Here is a 19,258-nt window from a genome sequence, read left to right as displayed (position 1 = left end):
TCAGCGCTGAAATAATTCGATTGGGATCGCTCCCAGTCGAACCGATCGGACCTCTGGTCCGTATCTCGTTGCGGAACCACCCCGCATCGAGGAGCGCGCGTGGACAGTCCAGCCGTAGCCGAGGAATCAACCCCACCCAACCCGCCCGATTTGCCGAATATTTCGGACTATTGGCCGGATGCTCCGCAAAGTCTGGGGCCGCCGGCCGACCACTACGAACTGCCGGGCGTCGACGCCACCCGGACCGGGCCGGCCTGGCACGTGATGGCCGGTGCGAGCCCGCCCGGCGCGGCCGAGCGGGTCACGGTGGAGATCCCGTCGGGCGTACGCCCGCACCGGTCCACCGCGAAGCGGGCAGTGATCCTCGCCGCCCTCCTGGCGGTCGGCGCCGTCGCGGCCTGGGCCGTCTTCCGGCCCGCGTCCGACGAGCCGCGGCAACCCGTTTTCGCCGGCCCGGTCGCGTCACCGGCGCCAGCCGCGGCGGCGCCGGTCAACCCGCCGGTCTCGATCGGCACCCCACCTCCGTCGACGGTGCCCGTGCCGGACGCCGCCACCTTCGAGTTCGCCGACAACACCACCGAGCTCACCGTGACGATCGGAGCGGTCGACAACGGCTGGTTCCGGGTGACCACGCCGCGGGACAGTGGGGTGCGCCCGCGTACGTCGCTGGACGGCGACACCCTGCGGGTCGGCATCGAACCCACCGGCGAGAAGGGCACCGGCCGGATCGACGTCCTGCTCAGCGAGGAGGTCGACTGGGCGGTACGGACCCGCGGCGGCTTCCGGACCGCCACCCTCGACCTGACCCGCGGCACCGTCGACCGGATCGACCTGCTCGGCGGCATGGCCCGGCTGAACCTCGCCCTGCCCGCCCGCGACGCCGCCCTGCCGATCGTGCTGTCCGGCGGCGTCAACCAGTGGCGGATCAGCACCGAGGGAAAGGTTCCGGTGCGGGCGGTGTTCCGGCGCGGCGCCGGCCGGGTGATCCTCTACGGCGACCGGCGGAACGGGCTGCGCCGCGACGCCGAGGTCTCCACCGGCCGCGATGCCGAAGTCTCCACCGGCCGCGGCGCCGGAGGCATCGACCTCAACGCGGAGGAGGGCGTCGGGACGTTGACGGTGGTGGCTCGCTGACCACCCGGCTGACGGCGTCGTTCCCGCGTTCGGCACAATTCCGGCGTGACACGTGCAGAGGGCGACGCCGCACCACCGGAGGCCACCGTCTCCCTGGACTACTTCGCCGGGCTCTACATGGCGAAGGACGATCCGTGGGACGTCGCGACCAAGTGGCACAACCAGCGCAAATACGCGGTCACCCTGGCCAGCCTGCCACGCGAACGCTACCGCCGCTGCTACGAGCCGGGCGCCTCGATCGGCCTGTTCACCCGGCAGCTCGCGCCACGCTGCGACGAGATCCTGGCCGTGGACAGCGTCGAGGAGGCGGTCCAGCAGGCCCGACATAACACCGCAGACCTTCCAAACGTACGCGTGGAGCGCGCCCTCCTCCCCGCCGACCTCCCCGACGGCACCTTCGACCTGATCGTCATCGGCGACCTCCTGTACTACCTCTCCGCCGCCGACCTCCAAGCCGTCCTGGACGGCCTGGTCAACCGCCTCGAACCCGGCGGCGACCTGGTCAGCCTGCACTTCCGCGACCGCGAGAACCCGGGCAACTACGACGGCTTCAACGTCCACGCCACGCTGGCCGCCCACCCCGCCCTGGCCCCACTGATCCACCACGAGGACGAGTGGTTCCTCCTCGACACCCTCCGCCGCACCCCCTAGCAGCCGGCAGATCGCTCTCCCGGTAGGCCACCTCTCACCCCAACGCAGCCCCGCCGAACAACCGGCTGGCCCTGCGGGTCGTTTCCCGCCCACCGAAACAGCCCTGGCAGCCAGCCGAGTTGTCCGGCTGACCATCAGGCTTGCTTGCGCGGTCGAGATGATCAACGCCCGGCCGGGCGGTCCCGGCAGGCCGCCGGCGCCGTCACCACCGATCGGCCGCCGCAGCCACCGATTCACTCCGAGGCAGTCATTCCGTGTCTGGGCGGCGGCCGGTTGGGGCGGGCCGCCGGTGGCGCAGGTATTCGGGCGGTCATTCCGTGTCTGGGCGGCGGCCGGCCGGGGCGAGCCGCCGGTGGTGCACGTTATCGCGACCCGATTAGGGCTCGTCGAAGAACAAGCCGTTGCTTGGCGGATTTCGATGCGTTGATCTGTTATGGCGGTATCGGAGGAGGAACGGGGCAGGCTGGCAGCGAAGTTTGAGGTGATCTTGCCGCATCTGGATGAGCGGCAACGCCGGTTGCTGCTGGGTGCTGAGGCTCGGGTGCTGGGGCATGGCGGGATCCGGGCGGTAGCGCGAGCTGCCGGGGTCCGGGAGGGCACGGTGGCTGCGGGCGTCGATGAGTTGGAGGCCGGGGTGGCGCCGCTGGGCCGGGTCCGCCGTGCCGGTGGCGGCCGGAAGCCGGTGACCGAACATGATCCCGCTCTGATGCCGGCGTTGTTGGGGCTGGTCGAGCCGGACGAGCGGGGGGACCCGATGTCGCCGCTGCGATGGACGACGAAGTCGTTGCGCCACCTTGCGCAGGAACTGGCCGGGCGGGGTCATAAGGCCGGGCCGGACACGATCGCTGCTCTGCTGCACGGTGAGGGATTCAGCCTTCAGGGCAATGCCAAGACTCTGGAAGGCAGACGCCATCCCGACCGCGACGCCCAGTTCGGCTACATCAACGAGCAGGTCAAGGATTATCTGTCCAGCGGTGACCCGGTCGTCAGCGTCGATACGAAGAAGAAGGAACTCGTCGGCGCGTTCGCGAACAAGGGCCGCGAGTGGCGGCCTGCCGGTGAGCCGGCCGTAGTCCGCACCCACGACTTCGCCGATCCGCAGCTGGGACAGGTGATCCCCTACGGGGTCTACGACTTGGCCGCCGACACCGGCTGGGTCGCCGTCGGCACCGACCACAACACCGCCGCGTTCGCCGTCGCCACTCTGCGCCGCTGGTGGGACGGCTACGGCCGTGACCGCTACCCGAACGCCGGACGGCTCTTGATCACCGCGGACGCCGGCGGATCCAACGGCTACCGCACTCGCGCCTGGAAAACGGATCTGGCCGCTCTCGCCGCCGAAATCGGGCTACCGATCACCGTCTGCCACTTCCCGCCCGGCACCAGTAAATGGAACCGTATCGAGCATCGCTTGTTCGCCCACATCTCGATGAACTGGCGGGCACGACCCCTGACCAGCCACGAGACCATCGTCCACACGATCGCCGCGACCACCACCAGCAGCGGGCTGCGCGTGCACGCCGAACTCGACACCGGCCACTACCCGACCGGCGTCGTCATCACCGACGAGCAGATGAGCACCCTGGCCATCGACCGTCACGACTGGCACGGCGACTGGAACTACACCCTGCGCCCCGACCCGGCCACACCCGCCGGCGAACCCGCGACAGCCCTACCACCGCTGCATCACCTGGCCGCGCTGGTGCACCCGGCCATCACCGGCATGCCCGACAGCGCATGGAACGACCTGATCAGCCGGCTCACCGTTCCCCATCAAGCCCAACACGAAGCGTTCCTGCACAACCTGCGCGGCCACGCCCGGCCCCGCGGCGGCGGCCGCAAGATCCGCGTCACCCTCAGCCACCAACTACTGGCCACCTTGCTCCACGACCGCTACCAACTGCCCCGCAAGGTCATCGCCGATCTGTTCGGCGTCGCCGGCACCACCATCAACGTCGCCATCCGCAACACCCGCACCCTGCTCACCCAAATCCAGCACCCCATCGAACCCAGCAACATCCGCCTCACCAACCACACCGACCTCGCCGCTCACACCCGCGCCGCCGGATTCACCGCACCCGCCTTGATCAAAACAGCGAGTTAAAAATCGACGAGCCCTTACCTGCCTGAGCGGCGGCCGGGTGGGGCGAGCGGGGGCTGGGTGAGGGGAAGCCGTCGGTGGCGCGGGGTGTGCGGACCGAATGCCTGCTGGGGACGGCTCAGCCGTGGGTGGGGAGGGTTTGGCGGACTGTGGTCAGGCCGATCACCTCGGTTTCGCCCTGGGCGGTGCCGGAGGCGGCGTCGAGGTGGAGGAGGCGGCGTTCGGTGCCGGCGTAGAGGCGGGTGCCGTCAGGGCTCAACGCCAGGCCCTTCAGTGGGGCCGGCACGGTCCACGAGGCCAGCTGGGCGTTGGTGCTGGTGTTCAGGACGGTGATGCGGTCGTGGGCGCCCACCAGCGTGCGGCCGTCGGGGGTCAGGGTCAGCACGGCGGTGGCGCCGGGGGCCGCGGGCACCTCGATGACGCGGTCGATCGACAGGGTGGACGGTGTGGCGTAGGCCAGCTTGCCGGAATGAAGGTCGGCGACCGCCAAGTGGTCGCGGGTGGCGGCCAGGGCGTGCCCGGCGATCGGGCCCTCGCCGAAGGGGTGGGGCAGGTCCAGGCAGTACGCCCAGCGTTCGGTCAGGTGCAGGACGTGGACGAAGGCGTGCGCGTTGCCGGGGCGGCCGGAAAGCAGGTCGCGGGTGTGCTGGTGGCCGGGCTGGTGGGTGTAGAGGGTGAACAGCATCTGCCGGTCGGCGGAGAGGATCGCCTGGCGGCCGTCGCCGCGCATCTCCTCCTCGGCGCCGGCCGGGACCGGGACCTTGTTGCGGGTGAGCAGCGGCTGCACCTCGCCGGACGTCAGGTCGAGCAGGCGTACCCGGTAGTGGTCGGGCGCGGTGGCGGGCAGCCAGTCGAGGACGAACAGGCCCTGGCCGTCGCTGGTGAAGGCGTCCGGTTCGATGACGCCGGGCAGGTCGTACTCGCGGTCGCCGGCCGGGCCGGTGACCAGCAGTGGGGTCCGGGCGCGCGCCGCCGGCCGGTCGGTGGCCGGCGTTCGGCCCAGTGCGCACGCCCGGCCGTCGAGGGAGACGGCCCGGGGCAGCCACCCGTCCCCGATCGGCCTGCTGCGGGTGGTTGCCCCGGTCGCCGGATCGAGCTGGACCAGGTTCGCGTCCTGCCGGGCGTACAGGTGCGCGCCGTCGAACCCGGCCACCGCGCTCGTGCCCAGGACCTGCTCGCCGGTGGGGGAGAGCCGCAGCAGGCCGCGCGTGCTGTCGGCGAGGACCACGTCGGTGAGAGCGGCGGCAGCGGCGGCGGGTTCGCGGCAGCCGGCCGCGGTGAGCGCCAGGCCGGAACCCGCGAGGACAAGGAAGGTGCGCCGGGTCGTCATGTTCTGGTGACACCGCTCGGCGGGAACCGGTTCCCGCCGAGCGGTGTCTCTAGGGTGTGGTGAAGGGGGCGGCCATCGAAATAGACGAGGCGACCGCTGTGGCGAGGGCCCGCGGGGGCGACCTGGACGCCTACGAGGTGCTGGTCGTCCGCTTCACCGCGCCCGCACACCGGGCGGCCGCGCTGCTCGGGGCCGGCGCCGACGCCGACGACGTGGTGCAGGAGGCGTTCGTGAAGGCGTACCGCCAGTTGGGGCGGTACCGGGGTGACGCCGGTTTCAAGGCGTGGCTGCTGGCGATCGTCGCGAACGAGACCCGCAACCTGATCCGGTCGCGCACCCGCCGGACCGGGCTGCTGATGCGGGCCGCGGTGCGTGAAGACCCGATGCCGCTGGAACCCGATCCGGCCGAGTCGGCGGAGGCGACCGAGCGGCGCCGGTTCCTGGTCGAGCAGTTGCGGGCGCTCGACACCCGGGACCGGGAGGTGCTGGTCTGCCGCTATCTCATGGACCTGTCGGAGGCGGAGACCGCGATGACGCTGGGACTGCCGAAGGGGACGGTGAAGTCGCGTACCGCGCGGGCGCTGGCCCGGCTGCGCGACCGGATGCCGGTGGGGGAGGTGCCCGGTGCCTGAACACGACGAACTGATCGATGAGCTGCGCAGTCTCGGGCGCGCTCTGGCCGTACCGGAAGCGGTTGATCAACGGAGTGCGGTGCGTGCTCGCCTTGCTCAGCCGGCACGCCGGCCTCGCCTGCGGCTCTTTCTGGCGGCCGCGGCGGCCGCTCTGATCGCGACCGTCACGCTGGTCGCGCCGGCTCGCGCCGCGGTGGTCGAGGTGGTCAGCGACCTGCTGCGGGTGGCCGGAATCGAGGTACGCCGTGAGCTCCCAGCCGGTGCTCTCCCGGCCACCCCGAGTCCGCTCCCGTCGACGCGCACCGCGGATCTGGTGGAGGCCGAGCGGGCAGCCGGTTTCCCGGTGCTGGCCCCCGAGTTGCTGGGCCCGCCCGAGGAGGTGCTGCTGGCCGACCCGGACGCGCAGGGGAGGCCGCGCGTGGTGACCCTGATCTACCGTGGGGGAACTGTCCGATTCGACCAGTTCTCCGGTGGACTGGATCCGATCTTCATAAAGATGACGCCGAACACCGAATGGGTGCCGGAACTCGCCGGCACGAGTCACGCGGCGCTCTGGCTGCCGGAGCCGCATCCGTTGACCTACATCGGAACGGACGGGGTCAAACGCGACGAGACGGCGCGGCTGGCCGGGCCGACGCTGATCTGGGAGACGCCGCAGCCGGTCACCTATCGGCTGGAGGGCTTCGCCACCCGGGAGGAGGCGGTGAGGGTCGCACTTTCGGTCCGCTGAGCATGTAGTGATAAATCCTGATCAAGTAGCGTTGCGGTCGATGAAGAGTCTTCCCGCGGTCCTGATCAGCGGCCTGGTGGCGTTCGGCGCTGCCGGCTGCTCGGGCGACAGTGACACCCCTGACCCGGTCACGCCCTCCTCGGTCGCGCCCAGCGTCCCCGAGGTGGTCGGCGCCGGGCCGTTCTACGTGGAGCCGACCGGCGCGGCGATGAACCAGGTCACCGAGTGGCAGGCCGCGGGACGTGCCGCGGACGCCGTGGCGATCCGCAAGATCGCGACCTCGCCGGCGGCGGTGTGGTTCGCCGACGCCAACCCTGGCTACGCCGAGCGGGCCCGCGCGCTGGTCGCCGCGGCGACGGCGGCCGGGCGTACCCCGGTGCTGGTCGCCTACCACGTGCCGAACCGGGACTGTGGTGGCCACTCGGAGGGCGGCGCTCCGAACGCCGCGGCGTACCGGTCGTTCATCACCGGGCTGGCCGGCGCGGTGCACGGCTCCGACGCGATCGTGGTGCTCGAGCCGGACGCGATGACGCACGTGCTCAAGGGCTGCGTGACCGGTCCTTCCGCCATCGAGCGGTACGAGCTGCTCAAGGCCGCCGTCAGCGAGTTCAAGCAGGATCCGGGGGTCCGGGTCTACCTGGACGGCGGCAACCCGAGCTGGGTCCGCGACGCCGCCCGGGTCGCTGACGCCCTGCGTAAGTCCGGAGTGGAGCAGGCCGACGGCTTCAGCCTCAACGTGGCGAACTTCGAGACCACCGAGGCCAACATCGCGTACGGCGAGCAGATCTCGAAACGTCTCGACGGCGCGCACTTCGTGATCGACACGAGCCGCAACGGGAACGGCCCCGCCAAGATCGGATCCGACGACAAGCACTGGTGCAACCCGCCCGGCCGGGCTCTCGGCCAGGAGCCGACCACCGAGACCGGGCACCCGCTGGTCGACGCGTTCCTCTGGATCAAGCGGCCGGGGGAGTCGGACGGCGCCTGCGGCAAGGGCGCGCCGGCGGCCGGTCAGTGGTGGCCAGAGTACGCACTCGACCTGGCCACCAACTGATCGCGGCTAGGAGACCTGGACCCAGCGGGCCTGCGACGGCACGCCCGCGTCGTCGGTCACGAACAGCATGTACCAGCCGGCCGGCACCAGGCCGCGCTCCTTCGGCACGGTGACGGTGATCCCGCCCGGGATCGCCGCCGCGGTCAGCGCCACCGAACGCTGGTCGACGTCGGTGCCGTGGGTGACCGCGCTGGGACGGACCAGCCGGGCGGCCCGGATCCGGCCCGCGTCGGGCGTGGTGAAGGTGTACGTGCCACCGCGCTTCAGCATCGCCGGTCCGGCCGTGACCTGCGGCCGCGCGTTCTTCTGGAACAGGTACGGCGGGCTGTAGATCTCGATCCGCTGCTCGAACGTGCCCGGGTCGCGGCCGTTGCGGGCGTAGATCGGGTCGCTGCCCATGGTGACCACCCGTCCGTCCGGCAGCAGCAGGGCCTCCGAGTGATAGTTGCGGCCCACGGTCGGCGCCGCCGCGGTACGGAACTCGTTGCTGCCCGGGTCGTAGATCTGCGCGGCCAGCAGGTCGCTGCGTTTGGCGCCCTGGTACGGCCCACCCCGGTAGCCGGACGAGCCGTGACTGGTGAACACGGTGTCGTCGGGCAGCACCACGGTGTTCAGGTATCGGGTGGGGTTCGGCAGGTCCGGGCCCGGCTGGTAGGCCGGTTTCGGCACGTCGAGGTCGACGATCGCGGTGCGGGCCGTGGAGACCGGCGAGTCACCGACCGCGCCACCGCCGAGGATCATCACCTTCTGCTCCTGCGCCGGCGGCAGCAGCACGGAGGCGCTGGTCTCGGTCATCGCCGGGTCCTTCAGGCCGGGCACGTTCTGGAACTTGTTGGTGCGCGTGTTCCACAGGCCCGGGGTGCGGCCCTCGGTGTCCGAGCCGTATCCCGCGTTCGAGCCGGAGAAGAACAGCCGGTCGTCCTTGGTTTCGAACAGCGCGGGGTAGGTCGGGAAGACCCGGGTCAGGTTCGGCGCGGCGACCCAGCGCTTCTCCGCGGTGCGGTAGGTCTCGTTGCGGCCGGGCAGCATCCGGCCGAACTCGTCCAGACCGGAGACGGCCAGGATGTCGCCGTTCGGCAGCGGCGCCAGCGTCGGGTACCAGCGGTGCTCGACCATGTCGCCGGTGCGCACGTAGCGCTCGGTTCGCGGGTCGAACTCGTACGAGGTCTTGTCGCCGCCGTACTCCTGCTTCTCGCGGGTGATCTTCTCGGCCACGCCGTAGAGGTTGCGGGCGTCCAGGCCGGTCAGGCCGGCGATCGAGTACTGGGCCGGCTGCTTGACGACCGGGGCGTCGCCCTCCTCGACCGCGTCCACCCAGACCTCGGCCTCACCGGCGTGCACCATGGTGTGCGCCCCGTGCTGCATCTTGCTCGCGGCCGGGACGGTGAGGTCGGCGCGGGTGGCGTACTTGCGCCCGTCGGCCGAGGTGAGCACGGTGCCCTTCGGGAAGGTGCGCGCGCCGTGGTCCGGTGACTCGTTCTTGATCTTCATGACGCCGGCCGCGTGCTTGATGTCGGCCTCGAGCACCTCGTACGACTTGGTGCCGCCGGCGACGAGCAGGTTGCCGTTCTGCAGGAAGGTGTGCCCGGCGCAGAACAGGTCGGTCGGCGTCGGCACCAGCGAGAACTTGTCGGTGGCCGGGTCCCACAGCACGGTCTGGAACGTGCCGGCCTCGAAGTTGTCCCGGTTGTTGCCGGACCCCGCGATGATCAGCACCTTGCCGGTGTTCAGCAGGGCGGCGTGGATCGCGTTGACTTTGAAGTCGGCCGGCACCGGCAGCATCGACCAGTGGCCGAACTCCTCCTTGTAGGTCTGCCGGTTGATGGTGAAGTCGTGGTACTGGTCGGCGGCGAAAACGACCATCGGGCGGTTCACCACCACGACGGCGGCAGCGGCGATCAGCGCCACGATCGCGGTGAGCAGCCGGCGGGCCAGGCTGGGTTTGCGGCGGGTCATGCGTAGGTCTCCACGGGTTCTTCAGCGGCGGCACGGGTCTCGGCCGGCTGCTCCGGCTTGCGGGTGAGCGACTGCAGTGCCCAGATCGCCGGCGGGATCAGGCAGAGGGTCAGGTTGAGCGCCGGCCACAGCCACATGAAGCCGTACGCGTGCCCGGTGAACACGGCCACGACCAGCAGCGCGGCGAAGAAGCCGGCCCAGCGCAGATGGGTACGGAAGGTGAGCAGGGAGTCCGGGCTGGCCGAGTCCCCCTTCGGCGTCACCACGAACCCGGCCCGGCGGCGCAGCACCGCCTGCAGGAACGAGGTGACATAGATCGGGGCGCACAGGGTGGACAGCAGCATGCCGGTCAGACCGGACGAGCCGGCGTCCTCGTGCGGGCTCACGTTGTGCCGCCGGTTCCAGAGGTAGAGGCCGACCTGGAAGAGCGCGGCGTCGACGTAGAGCATCAGCCACACCTCCTGCGGCACCTGCACACCCTTGGCGCCGAGCACGATGTGGCAGACCGCGGTCGCCGCGCCGAGCAGCCAGGAGATCGCGGTGAGCGGGTAGTAGGCCATCAGCAGCGCGTACTGCACGCTGCGCCGGAAGCCGAGCCGCCGCACGGTACGCGCGAAGTTGGCCACCACCACCTCGTCGGTGCCGCGCGACCAGCGGTGCTGCTGGCTGAAGTAGTCGGTCCACGAGGACGGGCCCTCACCGACGGCGAGCACGTCCGGGGTGTAGACCGACTTCCAGCGGCGGGTGGTGGCCTTGTTGCGGGTGCCGTGCACGGCCAGGCTGGTGGCCATGTCCTCGGTGATCGAGTCCTGCAGGCCGCCGATCGCCTTGAGCGCGGCGATGCGTACCGCGTTGTTGGTGCCGACCAGCATCGGGATGCCCAGCCGGTTGCCGGCCCGCTGCAGCAGCGAGTGGAACAGGTACTGCTGCGACTCGGCCCAGCGGGTGACCACGTTGTCGTAGTTGCCGTAGATCTGCGGGCCGATCACGAAGGCCACGTCCGGATCGCGGAAGTAGCCGAGCAGCCGTTCGCAGAAGTTCGGCATCGGCACGTGGTCCGGGTCGACCGAGACGAACACGTCGTAGCCGGTGCCGTGCTTGTCCACCCAGGCGTTGTAGTTGCCGTGCTTGGTCTTCGTCTTGAAGGCCCCGGCCTCGGTGTTGTACTTCTCGACGCCCTTGCGGCTGAAGTGGTTCACGCCGAGCCGCGCGCACATGGCCTTGACGTCCGGGTCGTTGCCCTCGTCGAGCAGCCACACGTCGTACCGGCCGCCGTGCCGGACCTTGCGGGCCGCCCGCAGCGTCTTCTCCACCATCTCGATCGGCTCCTTGCCGGGAACGATCGTGGTGAGGAAGGCGACGCGCAGCCGCTGCTGCGGCATCACCGGCACCGGGTCCCGGGCCCAGAGCGTGGCCAGGCAGAGCGTCACGACGTTGACCAGGCGGAACAGTTCGATCAGGGCGGTCGCCCCGATCATGAACACGGTGGCCGCGAACAGCACCGCGTGCATCCGGCGGTCCGGCAGCTCGATCGAGGAGAGCAGCCAGCCGAAGAAGGTCGCCTCGAAGGCGAACGCGAAGAGCGCGATGAGCACGGACCGCACGGGCCGGCGGCGGGAGAGCGGGCGGAGCCGGACCCGGTACTTGCCGTCCGGTACGGGTTCGGCCGGGCCGGCGATGCGGCTGAAACCGATGTAGTCGTAGTGATGGCTGCCCGGTTGCTGGCCTGTCATCGGACTCCCCCGCGACGGTCTGTCGCTCTAAGTAATTTGGACGGTCGTCATCACTCTGTTGCCGGTGATGCCTGGCGTCGCTCTGCTCTCGCTAAGACAGCACGTCAGAGTAGGTATTGGCGATCGATTATGTGATCTTGCGTGGTCAAGGTCACGAATGGCTGGAGTATCGCGAGGTTACTTTCCGTCATCTACCTCACTCATTGCATGACAATGGCCGCGCAGTGTAACTAACTCGCTTATCGGGCACAGTGGAACAATAGCTATGTTCTCCAAAATTCGTACATAGCGGTACCCGGTCGTGTCGGCGGACTCGAGATTGGATAAGTGAGGGGGGTCACAGAGGGAGGTCGGAGATGTCCACAACCGAGGGCGCCCGCACTGATGTCGAACGTCGCCTGCTGGGCGGCGGAACCTACCGGAGTCTCGGCGAGCAACGGCTCTCGCCGCGCGAGGAACGATTCGAGCGCGGGCGCCGTACCGTCGGGCTCTTTCTCGCCCCGGTCGTGACCCTGATCTTCCTCGCGCTGCCGCTCGACCTGCGGCCCAGCCAGCAGGTGCTCTCCGCGGTCCTGCTCGGCGTGATCGTGCTCTGGGTGACCGAGGCGGTGCCGATCCCGATCGGCGGCCTGATCGGTGTGGGCTGCATCGTGGTCTTCGGGGTGGCGCCCGCATCGGACGTGCTGGAGCCGTTCGGCTCGTCCACCGTCTTCACCTTCATCGGCGCGTTCATCCTGGCCCAGGCGATGCTCAAGCACGGCCTGGCCCGGCGGTTCGCGTTCCGGATGCTCTCGCTGCCCGGCGTCGGCCGCTCCACGGTCCGGGTGATCATCGCCTTCGGGGTGATCACCGCTCTGCTCTCGGCTTTCGTGTCGAACACCGCGACGGTGGCGATGCTGCTGCCCACCGCGCTCGGCATCCTCGCGGTGATCGCGAAGATGATGCAGGACCGCGGCCTGGTCCAGGCCGATTTCGATCCGACGCGGCTGCGGGTGGGCGCGGCGCTGCTGTTGATGCTGGCGTACGGCGCAAGCGTCGGTGGCCTGCTCACCCCGGTGGGCAGCCCGCCGAACCTGATCGGCCGGGGGCTGATCGAGGAGGCGACCGGGGAGAAGATCTCGTTCGCCGCGTGGATGGCCATGGCGGCGCCGATCTGCCTCGCCATGTTCGCCGTGCTGGCCCTGGTGCTGCTTCTGCTGAACAAGCCCGAGATCCGCCGGATCGAGGGAGTCGAGGAGTATGTGGCCGCCGAGCGCGCGAAGCTCGGAAAGTTCTCGGTCGCCGAACGCAACACGCTGATCGCCTTCGCCACCACGGTGACGCTCTGGATCGTGCCCGGCATCGTGGCCGTGGGCTGGGGCACCGACTCGGCCGTCTACGACACCGTCTCGGAGCGGCTCAACGAGGGAATCGTGGCGGTGCTCGGCGCCGCGCTGCTCTTCCTGCTGCCCACCTCGTGGCGCGAGCGCGAGTTCACGCTGAACTGGAGCGACGCGGCCCGCATCGACTGGGGCACCATCCTGCTCTTCGGCACCGGCATCATCTTCGGCTCGCTGCTCGCCGACACCGGGCTGGCCGAGACCATCGGCACCTCCAGCGCTGAGGCGCTCGGCCTGTCCAGCATGTTCGCGATCACCGCGTTCGCCGTCGTCCTGGCGATCATCGTCTCGGAGACCACCAGCAACACCGCCTCCGCCGCCGTGGTGGTGCCGATCATCATCCCGATCGCGGTGGCGGCCGGGGTGAACCCGCTGGTGCCGGCGCTCGCCGCGACCTTCGCCGCCTCGTTCGGCTTCATGCTGCCGGTCTCCACCCCGCAGAACGCCATCGTCTACGGCTCCGGCGTCGTGCCGATCACCACGATGATCCGCTCCGGGATCTCCTTCGACGTGCTCGGCGCGATCCTGATCCTGGTGCTGCTGCCGCTCATGGTGGCGGTGGTCGGTCTGGGCTAGTTCCGGAATTTAGTAGCGGACAGTGACGCAGAGCGTCGAACCGACACGCCCGGTAATCCGTTCTCTCTGTCAGGTGGGGCATCCAGCCCCGCGTTGACCGACAAGGCGGTGGCAATGCTGATCCTGTCCCTGCTCATCCTGGTCCTGGCTGCCGCCTGCGTGCTCGCGGTGCGCGGGGTACGGGCGGACGCTCGGGCCGAGGCGGAGCCGCTGGCCATCCCGGAAGCGCTCTTCGGCCCGCAGAGCCTCGAGGGCGTGCTCTGCACGCAGCTGATGGACGGCGACATCACTCAGCGTCAATATCTGCGGTCGATGGCCGGCATCGCCGCACGTGACGAGGAGCGGCACCCGCTCGTGGTGCCCTGGCGCGAGGACTGACGTCTGTCCGCTCGTGGAAGCCCGGTGCCCGGTGGCGCCGGGCTTTTCCGTGCGCTTGACAGAGGCCGATTGATACACGCTAATGGAAACACTGTTTCGGAGAGTGTTACGGCTGACCCCCTGGAGGGCCCGTGTCCCTGTCCCCGCGCCGCATCCTCGCGGCCCTGCTGCTGTCCGCAACCGTCCTGTTCGCCACGCCGAGCGCGGCGCAGGCCGCCGCCGTCGAAGTCGACGGGGAGATCTCGGTCCCCTGCTGGATCTCCACCTACAAGCAGGACGCCGACTGGTACTTCCCGGCCACCACCAGCCCGAAAGCGCTGGTCTTCCTGCAGCACGGCTTCTCCCGCTCGAACAGCAACATGGCCGATCTGGCCCGCAGGTATCAGGCCGCGGGCTTCCTGGTCTTCGCGCCGGCCCTGCCGTCGATCAACCTCTACGGGTGCACGGTCAACAACACCGGCAACAACACCGCCTTCCTGAACAGCGTGGCCGCCTGGCTCGGGCAGGCGACCACCCCGACCAGCGCCCTCGCCCGCAGTTACGCGGCGGCGGCCACCGCGGCCGGCCGGTCCGGCAGCACCCTGCCCACCAGGTACGTGCTGGCCGGGCACTCGGCCGGCGGGGAAGCCGTCACCTACATCGCCAACCGGCTGCGCACCACGCACCCCAGCGCGTTCGCGGCCCTGAAATACCTGCAGCTGCTCGACCCGGTCAAGTCGCCGGCCGGCTCCAACATGGCCACCGGGCTGTCCGGGCTGGCGAACACCGGCCTCCCGATCTACACCGTCTCCTCGCCGCCGTACCTGTCGAACAGCAACGCCAGCGGCACCGTCGAACTGGTCGACCAGCTCGACCGGCCGTTCCTCGGCGTCCGGCTCACCAGCGGCAGCCACTGCGACGCGGAAGGGGCCAGCACTGACGCGCTCTGCACGCTGACCGGCGGCGCCTCCCAGGCCAAGAACGTGACCGCGCTGCAGACGCTTGCGGTGGCCTGGGCGTCGGACGCGGTGGCCGGCACGACCACTGCCACGTACTACCCGGGCGGCAGCTACTACCAGGGGCTACTCACCGGCGGAACGATCCAGACGCTCAGCGGCAACTGAGCGCCGGGCGCTGCCCGCCTCGTCATCGTGGGGCGGGCGGCGCCGTCGATCGATCCGGGGTCGGGTCGATGACCCGCAGCCGGGGATCCCCGGCCGGGTAGCCGAGACGGTCCATCAGGTCCGCGGTCCCGCCCGGGCCGTCACCGGGCCGGCCGTCCCAGACCACGATCGCGTACGGCTCCGGGCTCAGTGCCGTCGCCAGCTCGACCATCCACGCGTTGGCCCGCGACTGGTGCTCCGGGCCGTCGGACAGCACCTCCACCCGCAGCGCCTGCCGCAGCAGCCGGCGGAACCGGGCGGTCCAGTCGGTGCCGGGCAGGTGCACCGAGTCGCGCTCGAACTCCTCCGGCGGCTGGGCCAGACAGAGCCGCAGCGCCGCGCCCCGGGCGTAGGCCTCCTCGGCGATCAGGATGTCCGCCCCGCGGGCCGCCCCGGTGATCACCGTGCTTCCGGGGCCGATCCGCCAGTCGTCGAGCGCGTCGCGGATCTGCGCGACGACCCAGGGCACCCGGCTCTGCGGGAAACGCGGCGCCGGCCGGTCCGGTGGATCGACGAGATGGCCGCCGCCCAGCAGGACTTCCGCCCGCTCCGGGCGCAGCGGGCCGCCCGGGCCGAGCGGCTCGCGCTCGGGCGGCGGCTCCGCCCTCGTGGTGACGCGGCGGCGTCGCCCCAGCATTCGGCCGGCGGCCAACGGATCGCTGTCCGGCTCGTCGCCGGGACGGTGGCCGGGGCGCTGAGATGGTTGATTCATCGGGCCTCCACTGGTCGGCACCGCTGTCGATTGTGGCGGCACGCGGTGGCCGGGTCGAGGGCCGGCCGGTCAGTTCCGCGGTGCTGCCGGCGCCGGATGAGCGCGTGCGCAGGGACCCAGTCAGTTCCGCGGTGCTGTCTGCGCCGGATGAGCGGCGTGCGCAGGGATCCAGCGGTACAGCAGGGTGGCGGCGAGCAGGCCCGCGGCGCCGACGGTCAGGGCCGCGGCGGTCAGCGAGACGGCGGCGGTGACGGCGCCGATCACGAGGGGGCCGCCGCCGTTGCCGACGTCGGCGCAGAGCCGCCAGGCGCCGAGGAACTGGGCGCGGCCCTCGGCGGGGGAGACGTCGGCGCCGATGGTGAGGACGAGCCCGGCGCTCAGCCCGTTGCCGAGACCCATCAGCATCGCCGCGGCGGCCAGGCCCGGGGCGCTGGTGGCGAGCGGCAACAGGGCGGTGGCCAGTCCGAGAAGGGCCATCGCCGGCACCGCCGCCCAGCGCCGGCCGTGCCGGTCCATCAGCCGGCCGGCCGGGTAGAAGAGCAGCATGTCGACCGCGCCGGAGCAGCCGTAGATCAGGCCGATGGTGGCCGGGTCCAGGTCCAGCGAGGCGCCCCACAGCGGCACGATGGTCTGCCGGGAGGCGCGCATCGCTCCGACCAGCGTGATGCCGAGGCCGAGGGTGCGCAGCGTACGGCGGTTGTCGTGGATGACGGTCCACAGTCCGGCCCGGGCTTGACCGGCGACGACCGGCCGGTCGTGCGGCACCGGCGGCAGCAGGGCGAGCAGCACGGTCGCGGTGCCGACGCCGGTGATGGCGACCAGGTACGCGCCCTTCAGCCCGGCGAAGTGCATGGCTGCCGCCCCGAGGAACGGCCCGATGAACGTGCCGATCCGGGCCACGCCGCCGAGCGTGGACATCGCCCGGGCCCGCAGCGACGGGCGGACCGCCTCGGCCAGGTACGCGTGCCGGGCCACGATCCAGGCCGCGCCGGCCACCCCGAGCAGCGCCACCGCCGCGCCGAGCAGCAGCACGTTCGGCGCCAGCATGCAGGCGCAGAGCGCGGGCAGGGCCAGGGCGGTCGCGGCGACCATGGTGCGCTGCTCACCGATCCGGGCGATCAGCACGCCGGCCGGCAGCGAACCGGCGATCTGGCCCAGCCCGACCATCGCCGCGACCAGGGCCGCGGTCGCCAGGGAGGCGCCCAGGCCGGTCGCCGAGAGCACCACCACCGGCGCCACGGCGCCGATCCCCGTCGAGTAGACGCCGGACGGCAGGTAGACGCTCAGGCCGATCTGGCGCAGGGTCAGGCCGCCGCCGGGTTCCGTCATTCCGGCCCGGTGCCGCCGGACAGCCGGCGGCGGCCGGCGAAACCGAGATCAGCGCGGTGGTACCAGGCCAGGTCCGGGTCACCTTCCAGCCAGCAGAGCAGCACCGGTACGCCGTCCAGCTCGGCCGGGAAGTCGACGAGCAGCGGCGCCACCCCCTTGAGCTCGGCGCCGGTCTCCTGCACCGTCGTCATCAGCTCGTTGAGCCGGGCCTCGGCCGCCTTCCGTTCGGGCAGCCCGCCCAGATCGGTGGGCGGGCCACCGGGGGTCAGCGCGGCGGAGAGCTCGACCATGTCGGCGCGGACGGTGACGATCTCGTCGAGGACCGGCCGCAGCCGGGTCAACTCCGCGCGCGCCTCGGCCGGCGTGAACAACCCCATGCGTGCAGTCTGTCATCCGTACCTAGGGTGGGATCATGTCGACCGCGGTCTCCACGTTGCAGGCGCTGCTGCGCATCCCCACGGTCTCCACACGGAATCCGGACGACTGGGACCATGCGGCGTTCGAGGCGTTCCACGCGGCGCTGCGCGAGCACTTCCCGCTGCTGCACGCGCACCTGGAGCTGACCCGGATCGGCGACTACGGCCTGCTGTTCCGCTGGCCGGGGGAGTCGGCGGAACGCCCGGTGGTGCTGATGGCACACATCGACGTGGTGCCGGTCGAGGGCGGCGAGTGGACGCATCCGCCGTTCGGGGCGGTGGTCGAGGGCGGGGTGATCTGGGGTCGCGGCACGCTGGACGACAAGTCCAGCCTGGTGGCGATCTGCCTGGCGGTCGAGGACCTGCTGGCCGGCGGGTTCCGGCCGGCGCAGGACGTGTGGCTGTCGTTCGGCTGCAACGAGGAGGTCGCCGGGGACGCGGCGCCGCTCGCGGTGGCCCACCTGCGCGACCGCGGTGTGGAGCCGTGGTTCGTGCTGGACGAGGGCGGCGCGGTCGCGTACGACGCGTTTCCGGGGGTGACCGAGCCGATCGCGGTCATCGGCGTCACCGAGAAGGGCATCACCTCGCTCGAGCTGCGGGTGGAGGGCCGGGGCGGGCACGCGTCGACACCGGCGAAGCTGGGGCCGACCGCACGGCTGGCCCGCGCGATCACCCGCCTCGACCGGTCGGCGATGCGGGCGTCGATCCCGCAGGCCACCGTCGAACTCTTCCGCCGGGCCGCGCCGCTCGCCAAGCAGCCGATGCGCTCCGCGCTGATGACCGCGGCGCGGTTCCGGCCGTTGCTGACCCGGCTGCTGCTGGCCGCCGGGCCGGAGTCGGCGGCGATGGTCCGCAGCACGTTCGCGGTGACCACGCTGACCGGGTCGCCGTCGCTGAACGTGGTGGCCGCCAGCGCCACCGCGGGCGTCAACATCCGGATCATGATCGGCGACACCGTGGAGAGCGTGGTGGCGCACGTCCGGAAAGTGATCGCCGACGACCAGGTGCGGATCCGGATCCTCGACGCCGGTGAGCCGTCCCCGGCCTCGCCGATCGACGACGCGTTCGACCTGCTCGAAGCCACCACGGCGAAACACTTCCCGGAGGCGGTCACCGCGCCGTACGTGATGATGGCCGCCACCGACGCCCGCCACTTCACCGCGATCTGCCGCCGGGTCTACCGGTTCACCCCGTTCGCGATGACGAAGAAGCAGCGTGAGGCGATCCACAGCTACGACGAGCATCTGCGGGTCGACGCGTTCCTCAAGGGCGTCGACTGGTACCGGTCGTTGCTGGAGTCACTGCCGTTTCCCGGCGGTGGCGCTGGGGCGTCTCCCCGTGCCTGATCGCCCGGGGAGAGCGGGGACTTTTCGTCGCGCGTACCTCTGAAGGTGCGTTAGCGAATCGCCCAGCGGGACCACATCGGCGTATTTCGCGTTGAGATCGAAGAGATTGGCCTCGTGCGGGCCGGCGTCGCGATCGGCGCAGGCGTCGCGGACCACGATCGGGCGGAAGCCGTGCTGGAGCGCGTCCAGCGCGGAGGCGCGAACGCAGCCGCTGGTGGAGAAACCGCCGATGACCAGGGTGTCGATCGAGTGCGCGGTTAGCCAGGCGGCGAGCGACGTGCCGGCGAAGGCGCTGGCGTAGTGCTTGGTCACCACGAGCTCGCCGGGCGCCGGCTGCAGCGGCGGCGCGAAGCCGCCGAGCGGATTGCCGGCGGCGAAGAGTTTCAGGGCGGGGACCTTGGCGGCGAACAGCGGCGCCTCCGCACAGGATTCGTCCGCGAAGCGGACGGCGGTCCAGAGGACCGGGATGTTGCTCGCGCGGGCGGTCACGGCAAGCTGGTTCATGGCTTCGGCTGCAGCCTGACCGGTACGCAGAAACAGCGGCGAATCCGGGTCGGTGTACGCGAGAGCGGGGTCGACGAGCAGCACCGCGGGCCGGTCGCCCCAACCGAGCCGGTGCGAGAAGCCGGCCGTCGCGTAATCGGCGGCCAGCCGGCCCG

The 19,258-nt window shown here is 70.9% G+C and carries 17 protein-coding genes; 10 read left to right on the top strand and 7 right to left on the bottom strand.

Annotated features, from left to right (window positions below; genetic code table 11):
- Positions 1-99 precede the first annotated feature (99 nt).
- The 3 genes from OHA21_RS25185 to OHA21_RS25175 all read left to right on the top strand — a co-directional run bounded on the left by OHA21_RS25185 (position 100) and on the right by OHA21_RS25175 (position 3,889).
- Positions 100-1,134, top strand: coding sequence for a hypothetical protein (locus tag OHA21_RS25185; protein ID WP_328477705.1), 1,035 nt, complete (start codon positions 100-102; stop codon positions 1,132-1,134).
- A 45-nt stretch (positions 1,135-1,179) separates the two neighbouring features.
- A complete protein-coding gene (locus OHA21_RS25180; RefSeq protein ID WP_328477703.1) occupies positions 1,180-1,785 on the top strand; it encodes a class I SAM-dependent methyltransferase in 606 nt (201 codons plus the stop codon).
- 433 nt (positions 1,786-2,218) lie between these two features.
- The gene (locus OHA21_RS25175) at positions 2,219-3,889 is read left to right on the top strand and encodes an ISAzo13 family transposase (RefSeq protein WP_442874930.1); all 1,671 of its coding nucleotides are present in this window, start codon (positions 2,219-2,221) and stop codon (positions 3,887-3,889) included.
- Between the two features lie 115 nt (positions 3,890-4,004).
- Here the strand turns inward: OHA21_RS25175 and OHA21_RS25170 are convergent, their stop codons facing one another.
- Positions 4,005-5,216, bottom strand: a complete 1,212-nt coding sequence (locus OHA21_RS25170) for a hypothetical protein (RefSeq protein WP_328477701.1) — start codon at positions 5,214-5,216, stop codon at positions 4,005-4,007.
- A 98-nt stretch (positions 5,217-5,314) separates the two neighbouring features.
- Between OHA21_RS25170 and OHA21_RS25165 the strand changes: the two genes are divergently transcribed.
- The 3 genes from OHA21_RS25165 to OHA21_RS25155 are packed head-to-tail and all read left to right on the top strand — an operon-like array spanning position 5,315 to position 7,632.
- Positions 5,315-5,848, top strand: coding sequence for an RNA polymerase sigma factor (locus tag OHA21_RS25165; RefSeq protein ID WP_328477699.1), 534 nt, complete (start codon positions 5,315-5,317; stop codon positions 5,846-5,848).
- Complete coding sequence (locus OHA21_RS25160; RefSeq protein ID WP_328477697.1) at positions 5,841-6,578, top strand: hypothetical protein; 738 nt, start codon at positions 5,841-5,843, stop codon at positions 6,576-6,578. Before OHA21_RS25165 ends, OHA21_RS25160 begins: the two co-directional genes overlap by 8 nt.
- A gap of 40 nt (positions 6,579-6,618) precedes the next feature.
- Positions 6,619-7,632 (top strand): glycoside hydrolase family 6 protein, encoded by a 1,014-nt coding sequence (locus OHA21_RS25155; protein WP_328477695.1) that lies wholly within the window; start codon positions 6,619-6,621, stop codon positions 7,630-7,632.
- A 6-nt stretch (positions 7,633-7,638) separates the two neighbouring features.
- Here OHA21_RS25155 and OHA21_RS25150 read toward each other — a convergent pair whose 3' ends face one another.
- Both OHA21_RS25150 and OHA21_RS25145 read right to left on the bottom strand, forming a co-directional pair.
- Entirely contained in the window at positions 7,639-9,588 is a 1,950-nt protein-coding gene (locus OHA21_RS25150; protein ID WP_328477693.1) for a galactose oxidase early set domain-containing protein, read from the bottom strand.
- Positions 9,585-11,321, bottom strand: a complete 1,737-nt coding sequence (locus OHA21_RS25145; RefSeq protein ID WP_328477692.1) for a glycosyltransferase family 2 protein — start codon at positions 11,319-11,321, stop codon at positions 9,585-9,587. The genes OHA21_RS25150 and OHA21_RS25145 overlap by 4 nt, the downstream gene beginning before the upstream one ends.
- 356 nt (positions 11,322-11,677) lie before the next feature.
- Here OHA21_RS25145 and OHA21_RS25140 point away from each other — a divergent pair, with 356 nt between their 5' ends.
- The 3 genes from OHA21_RS25140 to OHA21_RS25130 all read left to right on the top strand — a co-directional run bounded on the left by OHA21_RS25140 (position 11,678) and on the right by OHA21_RS25130 (position 14,757).
- Entirely contained in the window at positions 11,678-13,276 is a 1,599-nt protein-coding gene (locus OHA21_RS25140) for an SLC13 family permease (protein ID WP_328477690.1), read from the top strand.
- A 114-nt stretch (positions 13,277-13,390) separates the two neighbouring features.
- Positions 13,391-13,654, top strand: a complete 264-nt coding sequence (locus tag OHA21_RS25135; RefSeq protein ID WP_328477688.1) for a hypothetical protein — start codon at positions 13,391-13,393, stop codon at positions 13,652-13,654.
- Positions 13,655-13,785: 131 nt separating this feature from the next.
- A complete protein-coding gene (locus OHA21_RS25130) occupies positions 13,786-14,757 on the top strand; it encodes an alpha/beta hydrolase (RefSeq protein ID WP_328477686.1) in 972 nt (323 codons plus the stop codon).
- Positions 14,758-14,779: 22 nt separating this feature from the next.
- Here the strand turns inward: OHA21_RS25130 and OHA21_RS25125 are convergent, their stop codons facing one another.
- From OHA21_RS25125 to OHA21_RS25115, 3 genes are all read right to left on the bottom strand, one after another.
- A complete protein-coding gene (locus OHA21_RS25125) occupies positions 14,780-15,508 on the bottom strand; it encodes a hypothetical protein (protein ID WP_328477684.1) in 729 nt (242 codons plus the stop codon).
- 120 nt (positions 15,509-15,628) lie between these two features.
- Positions 15,629-16,837: an MFS transporter gene (locus OHA21_RS25120; RefSeq protein WP_328477682.1), complete on the bottom strand. Its 1,209-nt coding sequence runs from the start codon at positions 16,835-16,837 to the stop codon at positions 15,629-15,631.
- Complete coding sequence (locus OHA21_RS25115) at positions 16,834-17,214, bottom strand: DUF2203 domain-containing protein (protein WP_328477680.1); 381 nt, start codon at positions 17,212-17,214, stop codon at positions 16,834-16,836. The genes OHA21_RS25120 and OHA21_RS25115 overlap by 4 nt, the downstream gene beginning before the upstream one ends.
- Before the next feature lie 35 nt (positions 17,215-17,249).
- Here OHA21_RS25115 and OHA21_RS25110 point away from each other — a divergent pair, with 35 nt between their 5' ends.
- Positions 17,250-18,599: a M20/M25/M40 family metallo-hydrolase gene (locus OHA21_RS25110; RefSeq protein WP_328477678.1), complete on the top strand. Its 1,350-nt coding sequence runs from the start codon at positions 17,250-17,252 to the stop codon at positions 18,597-18,599.
- Here the strand turns inward: OHA21_RS25110 and OHA21_RS25105 are convergent.
- Positions 18,552-19,187 carry an isochorismatase family protein gene (locus OHA21_RS25105; RefSeq protein WP_328477676.1) on the bottom strand — a complete coding sequence of 212 codons (636 nt, stop codon included), beginning with the start codon at positions 19,185-19,187 and terminating at the stop codon, positions 18,552-18,554. The two genes, OHA21_RS25110 and OHA21_RS25105, sit on opposite strands and share 48 nt — an antisense overlap.
- Positions 19,188-19,258 lie beyond the last annotated feature (71 nt).

It is taken from the genome of Actinoplanes sp. NBC_00393, assembly GCF_036053395.1.
In the GTDB taxonomy this organism is placed as follows: Bacteria; Actinomycetota; Actinomycetes; order Mycobacteriales; family Micromonosporaceae; genus Actinoplanes.
This window is presented reverse-complemented; position numbering and strand designations above follow the sequence as displayed.

Coding starts and splice junctions, on each gene's coding strand:
- OHA21_RS25175 (WP_442874930.1), top strand. CDS start 2,219: ATGGCGGTATCGGAGGAGGAACGGGGCAGGCTGGCAGCGAAGTTTGAG.
- OHA21_RS25170 (WP_328477701.1), bottom strand. CDS start 5,216: ATGACGACCCGGCGCACCTTCCTTGTCCTCGCGGGTTCCGGCCTGGCG.
- OHA21_RS25155 (WP_328477695.1), top strand. CDS start 6,619: ATGAAGAGTCTTCCCGCGGTCCTGATCAGCGGCCTGGTGGCGTTCGGC.
- OHA21_RS25150 (WP_328477693.1), bottom strand. CDS start 9,588: ATGACCCGCCGCAAACCCAGCCTGGCCCGCCGGCTGCTCACCGCGATC.
- OHA21_RS25145 (WP_328477692.1), bottom strand. CDS start 11,321: ATGACAGGCCAGCAACCGGGCAGCCATCACTACGACTACATCGGTTTC.
- OHA21_RS25140 (WP_328477690.1), top strand. CDS start 11,678: ATGTCCACAACCGAGGGCGCCCGCACTGATGTCGAACGTCGCCTGCTG.
- OHA21_RS25135 (WP_328477688.1), top strand. CDS start 13,391: ATGCTGATCCTGTCCCTGCTCATCCTGGTCCTGGCTGCCGCCTGCGTG.
- OHA21_RS25125 (WP_328477684.1), bottom strand. CDS start 15,508: ATGAATCAACCATCTCAGCGCCCCGGCCACCGTCCCGGCGACGAGCCG.
- OHA21_RS25120 (WP_328477682.1), bottom strand. CDS start 16,837: ATGACGGAACCCGGCGGCGGCCTGACCCTGCGCCAGATCGGCCTGAGC.
- OHA21_RS25115 (WP_328477680.1), bottom strand. CDS start 17,214: ATGGGGTTGTTCACGCCGGCCGAGGCGCGCGCGGAGTTGACCCGGCTG.
- OHA21_RS25110 (WP_328477678.1), top strand. CDS start 17,250: ATGTCGACCGCGGTCTCCACGTTGCAGGCGCTGCTGCGCATCCCCACG.